Below are 14,535 nucleotides of genomic sequence, written 5' to 3'. Positions count from 1 at the left end.
ACACTTTTCCGTACTCAACACACATCGGAACACCCCTGCTGCGCGCAGTGTGCGCAAGAGTGGTTAGCAATTCACAAACAAAACTGCTCAACACAGTATTATTTCATTTTTTTACACGGCCTGTCGCAGCAAAATCTCTCTGGACAGTTCATGAAGTTGACATGAAACTGCTTGAAGAGAAGGCAAGGATGTGGTGAAGCTGATAATGGACAGGTCTTTGTACGGCCCCCTCAATCAGGTGAGCTGCCGAGACTTGGGTACATCCCCCTTAATGAACTGATATCATTGACCATTTGGTCTCCTTTAGAGAAAGACGCGCCATGGCTAGAACTCTGGCCCCGATTACAGCGCTGTTGATCAGCGTCGCCTTCATGATGATTGGTCACGGTTTGCAGACCACAATTATTCCTCTGGCTGCTGAGACTTACCAGTTTTCCAACATCTTTATTGGCGCGGCTTCATCATCCTATTTTGTCGGCATGGTCATTGGCGCGCTCGTCGCTCCCTTTGCCATTCTCCGGGCTGGCCATATTCGCGCATTCGCGGCTCTGGTCTCATCCGGCTCAGCCGCAGCCCTGATGCATGCGATGATCAAGGATCCGATTGCCTGGCTCGTCTTTCGCGGCATCACCGGGTTCTGTATTGCCGGTTTCTATCTGGTGATTGAAAGCTGGCTGAATGAGAAAGCCACCAATCAGAACCGTGGCTTCATCATGTCGATCTACATCGTGGTCAGCTATGCGGCTCTTGTGGGTGGCCAGCTTATGGCAGCTCTGCACGAGCCGTCAGACTTCCTGCTCTTTGCTGTGACATCCGTTGTGATTTCCTTTGCGGTCGTTCCCATGAGCCTGACACGAGCCAATCAGCCTGCGCCGATTGCTCTTGTGCGCTTCCGGCCCAAACGGCTCTATCGGACATCGCCCACAGCTATCGTCTCCTGCATGTGCGTCGGTGCCATGCTCGGAACCCTTTGGATGCTTGCACCGATCTATGCCACAGGCGTTGGCCTGACCATCGAGCAGGCACCCTTTTTCGCAGGTGCCGTGGTGCTGGGTGGTGTTCTGACCCAGTGGCCAATCGGGCGTCTGTCCGACAGTATCGACCGGCGTCTGGTGCTGATCGCCCTCTGCCTGACAGGTGGTGCGCTGGCGCTGTTTATCGCGATGGCCGATGGGTTCAGTTTCTACATGTATCTTGGTCTTGCCCTGTGTATTGGTGGCGCGTTGCAGCCTGCCTATTCCATTGCCCTGGCCCACGGCTACGACCATGCGGACAGTGACGGATATGTGGAAATGGCGTCCGGCCTGATGGTGGTCTATGCGGTTGGCTCCGCTGTCGGCCCCGTCGTGGCCTCATCACTGATAGATGTGATCGGCCCGGGTGCCATCTTCTATTTCGTCTTTGTTGTATGCAGCTTCATCGTCGTCTACCTGATGGTCCGTATTCAGGCACGTGTGGCTCCCACAGGCGAAGACAAGGGAGACTTTGACATGGCCTCCACCGCCCCAGTGGTCGGCGCTGCTGTGACTCCTGAGCTGATCTCTGAAGAAGACGAGCATGTGGAAACCCCACAGACCTGGCGTCAGGAACAGGGGCACCCCTCGTAATGACATTTCAGGGAGTGGGACGGAACGTCCCATTCCCATAGCCACAAAGATCGGCTAGAGGTACCGTTATAAGTCTGAACTGACTCGCTTGAAGGTGCCTGTCTTTTGAAACATGGCGTAATGCAACAGATGAGATCCCGTGACGGACGTGCCATAGCGCGTCTGCAGGGGGTCTATTTTGCATTTTATGCCCTGTTCGCATCGTTCCTGTTTGGCAGCCAGACTGCCTATGCGGTTGAGTTCGGCACACTATGTGTGATCGATTCCATCGCGATACACAATCTGGATGGGCCACCCGAACAGCGGCCCGGCACCATTCATCAGATCTCGTGCCTCATGGCCTGCACGGTCGCTGCAGGGCCGGACAAACTGGCGGATCTGACAGGGGACAGCTTTCCGAAGTCACCTGCGCTTAACGGGAACGGACCAATTCCCCGACGCGCGGTGGAGATGGGGCATATCTCCCGACTTCAGACAGCTCCGACCCGTGGCCCTCCCCTTGCCATGGCGTCTCCTTACGCCATCCAGGCCTTAAAGCACAGACCTTTAACTTGAGTTGGTAGTGGTGCTTTAAGAGTTTGTTTTTGCGCGAGTTTTTATCCGAAAAGTCTATCAACTTTTCAGAAACACGCTGCAGGCCTTTAACAGGGCAGACGCCCTGTTCTGCACGTTTCCAATCTATCTGTTGGCCGCTTCTCAATGCGGCATTGTGTTTACAGGGGCACACTTATGCGTCTTATCCTTGAACTGGCTGCCGCTGCAGCCCTGACTTTTGCTGCAATCACAGCCTCCGTTGCAGGGTCCGATCATGCCGAACACGGCCCGAAGGCCCATAAGCACGGCAATCTGGAGCTTTCCGGCTACTGGGCTAGAGAAACTCTTCCGGGCACCAAAGTATCCGGCGGTTATGTCACCATCACCAACCATTCCGCAGAGGCAGACAAACTTGTCGGCGCCTCAGCTCAACGATCAGGCAAAACAGAAATCCATCAGATGTCTGTCAATGACGGCGTCATGGTTATGCGACCGGTTGATGGTGGGCTTGATATTCCTGCGCACGGCACTGTTGAACTGAAGCCGGGCGGCTTCCATATCATGTTCATGAAACTGCCAGAGGGTTTCAAGGCAGGCGAAACCGTTGACGTCACGCTGACGTTTGAAAAGGCTGGTGACACCACCCTGTCCTTGCCTATCAAGGTGCTGAAAAGAGGCCACGGCGCCAACCATGGCAGCGATCATGGTCATGGGTCCGATCACGGTTCCAACTAGAGCTTTGGCAGCGTGCCGAGACAGGTATTCGGTGTGCTGCGTTTATTACAGTGTTTGACGAGAGGCAGATCATGAAAACCATCCGTTATGTTCTCTGGGCTTTGGTCGCTGTTGCGGGTTTTGGCCTTGGTGCCCTGTCCCTGGACCTTTTTGGTACCCAGCAAACCGTTTCCGGCAAAGCTGCAATCGGTGGCGAGTTCTCTCTCGTCAATCACAAAGGCGAGCGGGTCGATCAGACCATCTTCAAGGGAAAACCGAGTGTCGTCTATTTCGGCTTTACCCAATGCCCGGAAATCTGCCCGACGACCTTGCTTGATATGGCTGGCTGGGCCGAAGCGCTGGGTACTGATGGAGACAAGTTCAACTATGTTTTCTTCACAGTTGACCCGGAGCGGGATACGCCTGAAGTCGTCGCCGATTACATGTCCGCGTTTGATCCGCGCTTCATTGGCCTGACCGGGACACCTGACGAAGTCAAAACAGCTCTCAAGGCTTATCGGGTCTATGCCCGGAAAGTGGAGCTTGATGATGGCGATTACACAATGGATCACACAGCTGCTGTCTATCTGCTGGATGCAAAGGGTGATTTCTTCGGGACCGTTGCCTATGGCGAGCAGCAGCAGAATGCTCTTGCCAAACTGAAGCGTCTTCTGCCATCATCATAACAACCTGAACGGGTGCGGATTGCCTGCATCCGCTCTGTTTTTCTAAAGAACGGACGCTCATCATGCCGCGCCTTGCCACAGTTGTCGTTGCTCTTGGTGTTGTCGGACTTTTCTCGACAACCGGTGTGCTGTGGGCGGCTTTCGGGGATGAAGTGTTCTTGAACGCGCTTGTCGTCGGATTGAGTGGCTGCTTCACCTGAAGTTCAAACCCATAAATTCTGTATCATCGTCCTTGACCTCGCTTTTCAGCTTTGGCACAGATGGCGCGCGCTGAGCCTGTCTCCGGCCCGGATAACCAGGGGCAGGCCCCTACAGCGTGCTTCTGAAAAGTTGATAGACTTTTCAGATAAAAGCTCGCTCAGAAACAAACTCTTAAAGCACCGCCGCCGATTCAGGTTATAGGTCTGGTGCTTTAACGGATGTGCGACACAGAAAGCCTGACCATTGGCCAAAACCAAGAACAAACGCCTTCGAGGTCTGACCTTCAGACTTGAATATGCAGGCTTGCGGTTTGTGATCTTTCTGCTGCGGCTGATGCCGCTTGAAACAGGGTCAGCTCTGATGGGCTGGGTCTGGCAGAAAATCGCGCCACTTACCGCGCGTCATGCCCGCGCCCTTCAGCATCTGGCAACAGCCTTCCCGCAATCCAGCCCGGAAGAACGAGAGCGCGTTGCCCGGGCGAGCTGGCATAATCTTGGTCAAACCTTTGCCGAAAGCCTGCAGATTGACCGTCTTCTGAGCGACCCCGGCCGTGTAACCGTCAACAATCCTGAGCTGCTTGACCAGGTCAGACAACAGAATGACGGCGGGCTTTTTCTGTCTTTTCATCATGGAAACTGGGAAGTTCTGGCATCCGTTGCTATCCAACACGACATGCCGATCGCCGGGATCTATCAGAAGGTCAAAAACCCGTATGTCGAGGCCTATATCGCCAGTACAAGAGCGCCCTATTATCCAACGGGTCTGTTCCGTAAAGACAGGCATGCCCTGAAAGAGCTGATCAAGATCGCCAAAACGGGTGGCTATATCGGCATGCTGACTGATTTGCGGGAAGCAACGGGTGTGGAAATTGATTTCTTTGGTCAGCCTGCGGCAACGAACCCTTTTCCTGCCATGCTGGCCTGCCGCTATGGAAGGTCCGTTCTTCTGACCCGGGTCAATCGATTGCCCAATGTGCGGTTTGAGCTTGACCTTGTCGAACTTCCGGTCAGCCAGACCGGTAATCTTGACGCAGATATTCACGCCACCACACAGGCTATCCAGTCGCAGATTGAAACCTGGCTAAAGGAAAAGCCCGAACAGTGGATGTGGGCTCACAAGCGCTGGACCGCGGTACTCTAGAGTCAGGCCCGTGACAGAGGCTCTTCACAGCTGTCATCGCTATCACGCCCAAGAACTGAGAAGGCCTTGGCAACAATGGTATCTGCATCAAGGCCAGCCTGTTGATACATGGCGTCCGGCTTGTCCTGGTCCTGATAGATATCAGGCAGCACCATAGACCGCACCCGGAGGCCATTGTCCAGCAGACCTTCTTCGGCGAGGAAGTGCAGAACGAAACTGCCAAATCCACCGATTGATCCCTCTTCGAGCGTGATCAGAACATCATGATTCTGAGCCAGCTCCCGAACCAGATCTTCATCAAGAGGCTTGGCGAAGCGGGCATCAGCCACAGTCGCAGACAGGCCATGACCTTCCAGTTTCTCCGCAGCCTTGAGCGCTTCACTCAGGCGAGCCCCGAAGGACAGAATGGCAATGGTACTGCCCTGCCTGACAATCCGGCCCTTGCCGACTTCAAGCGGCACGCCTTTCTCAGGCAGATCAACGCCAACCCCTTCACCGCGCGGATAACGGAAAGCAATGGGGCCCGTGTCATGGGCCGCAGCAGTTGCAACCATATGCACCAGCTCTGCCTCATCGGAGGCTGCCATGATCGTGAAGTTTGGCAGACAGCCCAGATAGGCCACATCAAACGAGCCCGCATGGGTTGCCCCATCTGCGCCAACCAGTCCGGCACGATCAATCGGGAAGCGGACGGCAAGATTCTGGATCGCCACATCATGGACGACCTGATCATAGGCCCGCTGCAGGAAGGTGGAATAGATCGCCACAAAAGGCTTGTAGCCTTCGGTTGCCATGCCCGCTGCGAATGTCACCGCGTGTTGTTCAGCGATACCAACATCAAACGTGCGTTCCGGGAAACTTGCACCAAATGTGTCAATGCCCGTTCCAGACGGCATGGCTGCTGTAATTCCGACGATCCGTTGATCTTCTTCAGCTTCCCGCACCAGGGCTTTGCCGAAAACGGACGTATAGCTCGGTGCGTTGGGTTTTGGCTTTTCCTGGGTGCCGGTCACCACATCGAACTTCGAGACGCCGTGATACTTGTCCGGAGACTGTTCGGCAGGACCATAGCCCTTGCCCTTCTGGGTCACCACATGGATCAGCACAGGACCTTGTGCCGTTTCCTTGACGTTCTGCAGAACCGGCAGAAGATGATCGAGATTATGACCGTCGATCGGGCCCACATAATAGAAACCCAGCTCCTCGAACAGGGTGCCGCCGGTCACGAAGCTCCGGGCGAACTCTTCTGCCTTTGCAGCCTTGTCATGCCAGAATTTGGGCAACCGGGCTGCAAGCTGCTTGCCGGTCTCCCGGAGACCGATGAATGTTTTGCCGGAAATGAGGCGCGCCAGATAGGCACTCATTGCACCAACCGGAGGCGCAATGGACATGTCGTTATCGTTCAGAATGACGATCTGGCGGGAATGCAGCGCCCCGGCATTGTTCATGGCTTCATAAGCCATACCGGCCGACATGGAACCGTCGCCGATCACGCTGATAACATGATTATCGCGGTCGGACAGATCCCGCGCCGCTGCCATGCCAAGCCCGGCAGAAATGGATGTGGAGGAATGCGCCGCACCGAACGGATCATATTCGCTCTCGGAACGCTTGGTGAACCCTGACAGTCCGCCACCCTGACGGAGAGTGCGCATGCGATCCCTGCGCCCGGTGAGAATCTTGTGTGGATAGCACTGGTGGCCCACATCCCAGATCACCCGGTCGCGCGGTGTCTCAAACACATAATGCAACGCAACGGTCAGCTCGACCACACCAAGCCCCGCTCCAAGATGACCGCCAGTGACGGACACGATATCGATCATGTCACGACGCAGTTCATCGGCCAGTTGATGCAGGTCTTCCGGCTCAAGCTGGCGCAAATCGTCCGGCGTTTTGACCCGGTCAAGAAGAGGCGTAGTCGATCCCATATATCCGGTCTCGCGTTTCTTATTCCTTATAGGTTCAAGCGCGGATTCCAGATCAATCAGGCACTTGAAAGGCATTCCCTGTGTCAGCCTGATAGGCCTACACCAGAACAACAGCCTGCGCAATGCAATCAACCGGCCCCAAAGGCGGTAAATTGCCCCACATTACCGTGTACAGGAAGCAGGATTGACCCTAGCCGGACATCAGTCTGGCCACGTGCACAGCAACGGACCGGCTGAGGCCGACAAGGTCATACCCGCCTTCCAGCAGGGAAACCACCCGGTTATCACAATGCTTGTTGGCCACGTCCATCAGCTTGGCCGTAGCCCAGGAATAATCCTCTTCAACAAGCTGCATGGTCGCCAGAGGATCACGATGATGCGCATCAAACCCGGCTGAAATGATCACGAGGTCCGGTGCAAAATTATCCAGCGCGGGCAGAATACGGCTCTGGACAGCTTCGCGGAACCCGTCACTCCCCGTACCAGGGCCAAGCGGAGCATTGACAATATTGCCTGCGCCCACTTCATCTTTTGCACCGGTCCCGGGGAACAGCGGCATTTCATGGGTCGAGCAATACATGACACTCGGGTCATCCCAGAAGATATCCTGAGTGCCATTACCGTGATGCACGTCGAAATCGATGACAGCAACCCGCTCCGCCCCGTAGACCGCCTGGGCCCGACGGGCGGCAATTGCCGCATTGTTGAAAAAGCAGAAGCCCATAACACGGGTCCGCTCTGCATGATGGCCCGGTGGGCGGGCCGCAACAAAGGCGTTGTTGACCTTGCCCGTCATCACCTCGTCAATGGCAGTGGTCGCACCGCCAACCGCATGCAGTGCCGCACTCAAGGTACCCGGTGACATGGATGTATCCGCATCAATATGCGCTCTACCCTCGTTTGGCGCAGCCCGGCGCACCAGTGCAAGATGCTCTTCAGGATGAGCCCGCAGGATATCCTCATCCTGACCCGGCTCGGTATATTCCCGGCTCAGAAAGGTGAAGTTCTCATTCTCGAGGGCATGGTCAATAGCCCGTATACGATCCGGTCGCTCCGGATGCCCTTCCGGCACCTCATGATCCAGAAAAATCGAATTGTGAAGATATAAGGTCGACATGGATCAAGCTCCGAAACACACCCCAAGCTCTCTGAGCGCGGTCATCTCTCAGACAAGCCCGCACATCAGGACAGAAAACCATGTGACGGAACAATGACATGCCGGTCAACCCCGAACATGTGGAAATTGACCGGTCTGCCTATATCTTTGGTCTGATAGGCCGCCCGAAATTGAGTTTGCGGCCGTCCTGCGCTTCCCTGTGCAGGATATAGAGACCGGCACCGACAATCAGCACCACACCAACCAGTGTGTTTGCGGACGGGATCTCGTTCCAGAACACATAACCCCACAGAATAGCCCAGGGCAGAGAAGAGTATTCAAACGGCGCCACGGCACTTGCTTCCCCAAGGCGATAGGCTTGCGACAGCAGATAAAAGCCTATCCCTGCGGTGAGGCCGGTGAATGCCATCAGCAGGAATTCCCGCATTGGCATCCAGCCCCATGCGCGCAACAGAAACTGCAGGCTGTCATTCTCGTAGACATCCAGATAACCGTCCCCTGCCCCGACCCCAAACAGACCTGATGCCACGATGAAGGTCAGCATTGAGTAGAATGACATGGTCGCGCCTGACGCATTCTTTGAGAGCTTGCGCGTCAGCAGAACCATCAGGGAATAGGTCACCGCAGACGCAATCGCCAGAAGCGCTGCCGGCTCCACCAGACCGGCACCCGGATTGGTGACCACAACCACACCGCCAAATCCAACCAGAACACCCAGCCAGCGCTTTATATCAACCCGTTCTCCCAGAAATACGACCGATAGTGCCGTCACGAATAGCGGGCTCGCATAGAAGAGGGTCACCGTGGTGGCCAGTGGTAGCGAAGACAGCGCCAGATAGTAGAGCGAATAAGACATCAGGCCCAGAAAGCCGCGCACAATCAGCAGGATAGGTCGATCTGTATAGATCAGTCCCTCTTCCCCATCCGCATAGAGAATGACGGATAACACGACAATGCCGACAATGCCGCGAACGAAAACGATCTGATAGGCGGAAAAGTCTGACGACAACTGCCGGATGACCACATCCTGCAGCATGAAAATGAAGACGCCGACCACAAGGCACAGAATACCGGCGACCGGTGCATCACCTTGCGCTGCCTTTGCTGTCTCGGACATGGCCAATCCTCCGCCGCGTTGGGACGATAGACAGAAGTGTGACCCACACCCTCAGATGAAATAAAGTAAAATTACGTGAATATTGAATTTTGTCGTGAATTTACAAACAACGTCGTTTATCTCTTCATTTCAACAAAGTATATCATCGCGAATTCGACATGATGACGAATTCCGGATAGCAACCACCTACCTTGTCTACGGCTTATCTATGGCTTGGCCTTTATCTGCAAATTCCCATATAAGGGAGGTGAAGTTGATTTGTTTGCGGTCAGTCTATAGACCGCTGATGGGACTTCTCCCAGGCTGACACAATTCTGGACGTTCATGCGCGACCCTTATGACATTCTCGGCGTGCCGCGAAATGCGGATGATGCCGCCATCAAGAAAGCTTTCCGGCAGCAGGCCAAACGCTATCATCCTGATCAGAACAAGGATGACCCGAAGGCACAGGCCAAGTTTGCCGAAGTCAACACGGCTTACGAAATCCTGGGCGATAAGGACAAGCGCGGCCAGTTTGACCGGGGCGAAATCGACGCGGATGGGAAACAGAAATTCCAGGGGTTCCAGGGCGCAGGCGGGCCGTTCGGCGGCTTCCGTCAGCGCGGCGGGCGCGGACATCCGGGTAGTGGTCAGGCAGGTGGTGCCGGTTTCAATCCTGAAGACATTCTGTCCGAGATTTTCGGCTCCATGGGCGGCGGCCAGCGCGGCGGACATGGGGGCGGACCGGGAGGCGGCTTTGGTGGTGGACGACAGAGCAGACAGCGTGCTGCCAAAGGTGATGATGTTGCCGTCACCCTTAAAGTGGCTCTTGAGGATCTGGTCAAAGGCGAGAAGGTCCGTGTCAGCCTTCCCGGTGGTCGATCACTGAATGTTGCCCTGCCGGATGGCGTGCAGCCCGGCCAGCAGATCCGCCTGAAAGGGCAAGGCCAGCCATCACCGGCTGGCGGGCCATCAGGGGACGCCATGATCACGGTGGAGTTTGCCAGCCACCCGGTTTTCAAACCATCGGGTGACGACCTTCGCATAGAGCTGCCGCTAACGCTGTATGAAGCGGTTCTGGGTGCGAAGATACGGGTTCCGACACTTGAAGGTGCTGTATCGCTGACCATTCCGGCTGGTGCCAATCGCGGCAAGGTGATGCGCCTGCGCGGCAAGGGATTGCCAGGCAAATCCGGAGGTCGCGGTGACCTGCTTGTTTCCCTTCGCATTGTGCTGCCTGACACCAATGACAGTGCACTGGAAGCCATGATGCGTGACTGGCAGGACATTAAGCCCTATCCGGTGCGCGGGCCGGAGTTTGACGGGTGAGCGACGGGCTCAAGATCGTCTGGTTAAGCGACCCTCACCTGCTGCCTGAAGGCGAGACTCTCTATGATCGCGACCCTGCTGCCTGTCTGGAAAAGGCCGTCGCTCACGTGGTCAGCTCCTATGGGGACGCCGACCTCTGCGTGCTGACGGGGGACCTCGCCAATCACGGAGCACCGGAGAGTTATCATCTTCTGCAGAGAATCCTGTCCCCTCTTCCCATGCCCCATCTTCTCTTGCCGGGGAACCATGACCTTCGCAGCACGCTTCTGACAGAGCCGGAGCTGGCTGAAACGGATATGGACGGTTTCGTTCAATGGTCCCGCTCAAGAGACGGCTTGCGCCTCATTGGCCTTGATACGCTTGTGGAGCACAAGCCCTATGGTCATCTTTGCGAGGAGCGCCTGGCCTGGCTTAAGGCTGAACTGGAAGAGGCTGAGGCGGCTGGAGAAAAGGCCTTGATTTTCCTCCATCATCCTCCGCTTGATCTGGGCCTCAAGGTGATGGACACGATCCGGCTCGATAATGGCGAAGCCTTTCTTGGTCTTCTGAACACCTTTTCCTGTGTTCGGCATCTGTTTTTCGGCCACAGTCACCGGACAGTCGGCGGTACCATCAACGGGATTGCCTATTCAGGCCTCGGCTCCACCCTGTTCCAGGGCCCTCTTTCATGGAAGGACACGGATCTGTCATCCTTCCAGCCCACAGATGAGCCACCAGTTGTCGGGCTGATCCTGGCCTCCACCACCGGAACAATCGTCCATTACGAGCAGTTATAGATGAACGTGGGCCTGAAGGTCGGTGCCATCTGAAAAGCGGGAAAAACGGAAAGCATCAAGGCTGACGGCAGGCTTATTCCCGGTGATTACATCGGCCATAACATGCCCGACTGCTGGCCCGAGGCCAAAGCCATGACCCGAGAAACCGGTTGCCAGATGGAAACCGGGAATCTCATCCACCGGACCAATGACCGGCAGCACGTCGGGCAGTACATCAATCATTCCGGCCCAGGCCTCTGCAAGCTCAAGCTGACCAAAGGCCGATGAAAACCCGCTCGCTGTTTTCAGCGCGCGCTGCACATGTTGCATTTCAGGTTTCGGATCCAGAACCCGACAGCGTTCGAACGGGCTCGCGGCATCCATCGCCCACCGACGCTCATAGCTCAGTTCCGTGAAAAACTGCCCGCTCAGACGCGGCCTGATCGCGCCTAACATCACTTCCGAGCGCACCAGAGGCCAGAAATCCCTGAGGAAGCGAAACCCGTCAGGAACAAGCGGAAAAACTTCCGAATTCCCTGCAGCCAGTGTGTAACCGCCATCCTGCCGCCTACGAAAGGCTGCACCGGGCGCGTAGACGCTGGTATCTGTCACCAGGGGAGCCGGTTTCGTCCTGCACGCAGTCGCAAGCACCTTCAACTGGGGCAGGCGCAGGCCCAGAGATCGGCAAAACAGACCCGACCAGGCCCCACCTGCAAGGATGACAGACGATGCTTTCACCGCTCCCCTCTCGGTCACCACGCCAGAAACACGCCCGCCGGATGTTTCAAGTCCTCTGACCGCACAGCCGGTTTCAATCACCGCTCCGCTGGCAACTGCAGCCCGGGCAAAGGCCGCGGTTGCCAGAGACGGTTCAGCCCGGGCATCAGACGGAGTGATCATTCCGCCCTGCCATCTGTCATCATTGGTTTTCAACAAGGCCCGGACATCGGCTGCATCAAGAAGACGGCTGTCACCGCCATCCGGCCGGTCTGGTGCAGTGCGCTTGATCCATTGCTCGTAGCCGGACAAAGCAGAATGATCATCTGTGATATAAGCAACGCCGCCTCTCACAAAACCGAGGGTCTCCGCCCCCAGCTCATCGGCCAGCGCTTGCCATAGCCCCATGGCATGAACTGCAATCGGCACCTCACGCGGGTCACGCCCCTGAACCCGAACCCAACCCCAGTTACGAGAGGATTGCTCTCCGGCGATCCGTCCCTTTTCACAGAGCAGGACCCGAAGCCCCTTTCGAGCCAGATACAACGCGCTTGACACACCGGCAATCCCTCCGCCGATGATAACGGTATCGACCTCGTCAGGCAGGTTTCCACGGGATTCGACTGTCTTTTGGGACATCATTACTCTCAGAACAAATGAACGGCTCAGTTGCGTATCTGGAGCCTCACGCTGATCAAAGGACCGGATTGACTATCATGAGACAGACGCCACTCTGCATCAGATTAAGAACTTGTAACTGTTCTGTCGCAGGATTCCCCCATAAATTGCCAAACATCCAACAACAAAAACGACAAACCAGGCAATCGACGGAGTCATCATGCGCATTACAGGCATTCTGATTATCATAGCTGCACTGGTCATACCTCTCCCCTGGTTTTTCGAACTCGCACCCCGTTTTGATGGCGGGGCACTTTTCAGCCAATACCTCGGAGCAAGCGCCCTTATTCTGATGGCCATTATCCAGCTGCAGGCCACACGAATGCGCTGGCTGGAAACCGTGTTCGGCAGTCTTGACCGGATCTATATTCTCCATAAATGGAGCGCCGTTCTGGCCATAGGGGCTGTTCTGCTGCATGACACCCTTGATGCTGAATTCAAGGTTGGGAACGAAAACAGCCTGTCTGATCTGGCCGAACAACTGGGAGAATTTTCCTATTACGGATTACTCATCCTGGGAGCGGCATCCGTTGTAACGCTTATTCCATATCGCATCTGGCGCTGGTCTCATCGTTTTATCGGGATATTCTTCATTCTCGGTGCAACCCACTACGTCCTTATTGAAAAACCGTTTAACCTGACTGATCCGATTGGTGTCTACATTCTCGGCTTTTGCATTCTTGGATCATTAAGCTATATCGCCTGCCTGTTCCGCGCGTCTCTCATGAAAGGCGGGTCTTACAAGGTGGCCAGCATTGAGCGATCAAGCTCACTCAATCACATCATTCTTGAACCTGGTGGGAAACACCTTGGGCATAAAGCCGGTCAGTTTGCCTTTCTGAAGTTCCACATCCCGGGATTCAACGAAACTCATCCGTTCACCATTTCAAGCGGCCCGCAGCAAGATGGAACCCTGCGGTTCAGCATAGCATCGCTTGGAGATTATACCGGGCGGTTAGCCAGCCAATTGCGTGTGGGATCATTCGCAACTGTCCATGGCGGATACGGACACTTTCTTGCACCACGGAGCAAAGGCCTGCAGATATGGATTGGTGCAGGTGCAGGTGTTACGCCTTATCTGGCATGGCTTCAGGCGCTTTCACCAGAAACTCACAGAGAAATCCACCTCTATATATGCGGTCGCGGTTCAAGAGATCGTACGATCTTTGACGAATTCACGAATTCTGCAAAGCGGCTTCCTCAAGTCACCCTCCATCTAATTGATACAGATAGAGAGCCTCGACTGACCTCATCCCTGTTGCAGTCAACTCATGGGGACACGCTCAAAAATGCTACTGTGGCCTTCTGCGGCCCGACCCAGATGCGAAAGACACTGGCCGAAGACCTGGTTCAACTCGGACATTCACGTCGTCGTTTCCTCTATGAGGCTTTTGAACTGCGAACCGGTCTCGGTCTGGGTGCCCCACTGCTCAGACTCATTGAGCAGCTCTTTGGTTCACATGAGCGGCTGATCATGCGTTTCAGGCACTATTTGCCCCGAAAATTTGCTGACCCGATAGCCGACTGGCTTTCTGTACAGCTGCAGCAGACAAAATAACACGTGTCGATTCTTGCCTGGTAACCAGATCTGGTATGCATAAAACACAAAACCCCGCTGCCTGTAAAAGGAAGCGGGGTTTTTGCAAACCGGTGTGAGACAGGCTCACAGCAGTAATAAGTATCTGGTATCAGTTCTGATTATCAGCCCTGACGAACAGCGCGTTTGGCCAGAAACTTGATGTCGGAACGAACAATGCCGAGGTCGTTCAGCTCATGGCCGGACAGGCGCTCAAGCTGGGAAACAGTGTTGCGGTATCTACGCCACTGATTGAAAGAACCATAAAGATTAGAGAACATCAGAGCATCCCTTTCTGTGTGTCAGAATGTGTCGCTTTCGATGCTCTTTACATAAGCCGGCTACTTCTCAAGAAGAAGCGCAATTATTGCTCTTCAGCCATGCATCAGAAGCATGGCTTGGTCCCTATCCATAATTTGAGAATTATAAATCCTTCGATTTTCCAGCTCCTGGGGTC

Annotated in this window: 14 protein-coding genes; 9 read left to right on the top strand and 5 right to left on the bottom strand. The window is 55.2% G+C overall.

What is annotated here, in order from left to right:
• Positions 1-320: 320 nt before the first annotated feature.
• The 6 genes from RA157_RS10100 to RA157_RS10075 all read left to right on the top strand — a co-directional run bounded on the left by RA157_RS10100 (position 321) and on the right by RA157_RS10075 (position 4,882).
• Positions 321-1,607 carry an MFS transporter gene (locus tag RA157_RS10100; RefSeq protein WP_350332997.1) on the top strand — a complete coding sequence of 429 codons (1,287 nt, stop codon included), beginning with the start codon at positions 321-323 and terminating at the stop codon, positions 1,605-1,607.
• A gap of 120 nt (positions 1,608-1,727) precedes the next feature.
• Positions 1,728-2,162 (top strand): hypothetical protein, encoded by a 435-nt coding sequence (locus RA157_RS10095; protein WP_350332996.1) that lies wholly within the window; start codon positions 1,728-1,730, stop codon positions 2,160-2,162.
• A 174-nt stretch (positions 2,163-2,336) separates the two neighbouring features.
• Complete coding sequence (locus tag RA157_RS10090; RefSeq protein WP_350332995.1) at positions 2,337-2,876, top strand: copper chaperone PCu(A)C; 540 nt, start codon at positions 2,337-2,339, stop codon at positions 2,874-2,876.
• Positions 2,877-2,947: 71 nt separating this feature from the next.
• Positions 2,948-3,541, top strand: coding sequence for an SCO family protein (locus RA157_RS10085; RefSeq protein WP_350332994.1), 594 nt, complete (start codon positions 2,948-2,950; stop codon positions 3,539-3,541).
• 62 nt (positions 3,542-3,603) lie between these two features.
• On the top strand, positions 3,604-3,741 hold the full coding sequence (locus RA157_RS10080) for a hypothetical protein (RefSeq protein ID WP_350332993.1): 138 nt from the start codon (positions 3,604-3,606) through the stop codon (positions 3,739-3,741).
• A gap of 244 nt (positions 3,742-3,985) precedes the next feature.
• Positions 3,986-4,882 (top strand): lysophospholipid acyltransferase family protein, encoded by an 897-nt coding sequence (locus RA157_RS10075; RefSeq protein ID WP_350332992.1) that lies wholly within the window; start codon positions 3,986-3,988, stop codon positions 4,880-4,882.
• Between the two features lie 2 nt (positions 4,883-4,884).
• On the opposite strand, the gene dxs is transcribed toward RA157_RS10075, so the two are convergent.
• The 3 genes from dxs to RA157_RS10060 all read right to left on the bottom strand — a co-directional run bounded on the left by dxs (position 4,885) and on the right by RA157_RS10060 (position 9,044).
• Positions 4,885-6,810, bottom strand: coding sequence for a 1-deoxy-D-xylulose-5-phosphate synthase (gene dxs / locus RA157_RS10070; RefSeq protein WP_350336189.1), 1,926 nt, complete (start codon positions 6,808-6,810; stop codon positions 4,885-4,887).
• Positions 6,811-7,000: 190 nt separating this feature from the next.
• On the bottom strand, positions 7,001-7,927 hold the full coding sequence (locus tag RA157_RS10065) for a histone deacetylase family protein (protein WP_350332991.1): 927 nt from the start codon (positions 7,925-7,927) through the stop codon (positions 7,001-7,003).
• Positions 7,928-8,066: 139 nt separating this feature from the next.
• Positions 8,067-9,044, bottom strand: a complete 978-nt coding sequence (locus RA157_RS10060; RefSeq protein ID WP_350332990.1) for a DMT family transporter — start codon at positions 9,042-9,044, stop codon at positions 8,067-8,069.
• A gap of 324 nt (positions 9,045-9,368) precedes the next feature.
• On the opposite strand from RA157_RS10060, the gene RA157_RS10055 reads away from it, so the two are divergent.
• The gene (locus RA157_RS10055) at positions 9,369-10,352 is read left to right on the top strand and encodes a DnaJ C-terminal domain-containing protein (protein ID WP_350332989.1); all 984 of its coding nucleotides are present in this window, start codon (positions 9,369-9,371) and stop codon (positions 10,350-10,352) included.
• Positions 10,349-11,128, top strand: coding sequence for a metallophosphoesterase (locus RA157_RS10050; protein WP_350332988.1), 780 nt, complete (start codon positions 10,349-10,351; stop codon positions 11,126-11,128). Before RA157_RS10055 ends, RA157_RS10050 begins: the two co-directional genes overlap by 4 nt.
• Here the strand turns inward: RA157_RS10050 and RA157_RS10045 are convergent.
• Positions 11,123-12,463 carry an NAD(P)/FAD-dependent oxidoreductase gene (locus tag RA157_RS10045; protein WP_350332987.1) on the bottom strand — a complete coding sequence of 447 codons (1,341 nt, stop codon included), beginning with the start codon at positions 12,461-12,463 and terminating at the stop codon, positions 11,123-11,125. The genes RA157_RS10050 and RA157_RS10045 overlap by 6 nt on opposite strands.
• 199 nt (positions 12,464-12,662) lie before the next feature.
• Here RA157_RS10045 and RA157_RS10040 point away from each other — a divergent pair, with 199 nt between their 5' ends.
• The gene (locus RA157_RS10040; RefSeq protein ID WP_350332986.1) at positions 12,663-14,060 is read left to right on the top strand and encodes a ferredoxin reductase family protein; all 1,398 of its coding nucleotides are present in this window, start codon (positions 12,663-12,665) and stop codon (positions 14,058-14,060) included.
• 143 nt (positions 14,061-14,203) lie between these two features.
• Here the strand turns inward: RA157_RS10040 and RA157_RS10035 are convergent, their stop codons facing one another.
• Entirely contained in the window at positions 14,204-14,359 is a 156-nt protein-coding gene (locus tag RA157_RS10035; RefSeq protein ID WP_350332985.1) for a DUF1127 domain-containing protein, read from the bottom strand.
• Between the last annotated feature and the right edge of the window lie 176 nt (positions 14,360-14,535).

This window comes from Coralliovum pocilloporae (genome assembly GCF_030845175.1).
GTDB lineage: Bacteria > Pseudomonadota > Alphaproteobacteria > Rhizobiales > Cohaesibacteraceae > Coralliovum > Coralliovum pocilloporae.
This window is presented reverse-complemented; position numbering and strand designations above follow the sequence as displayed.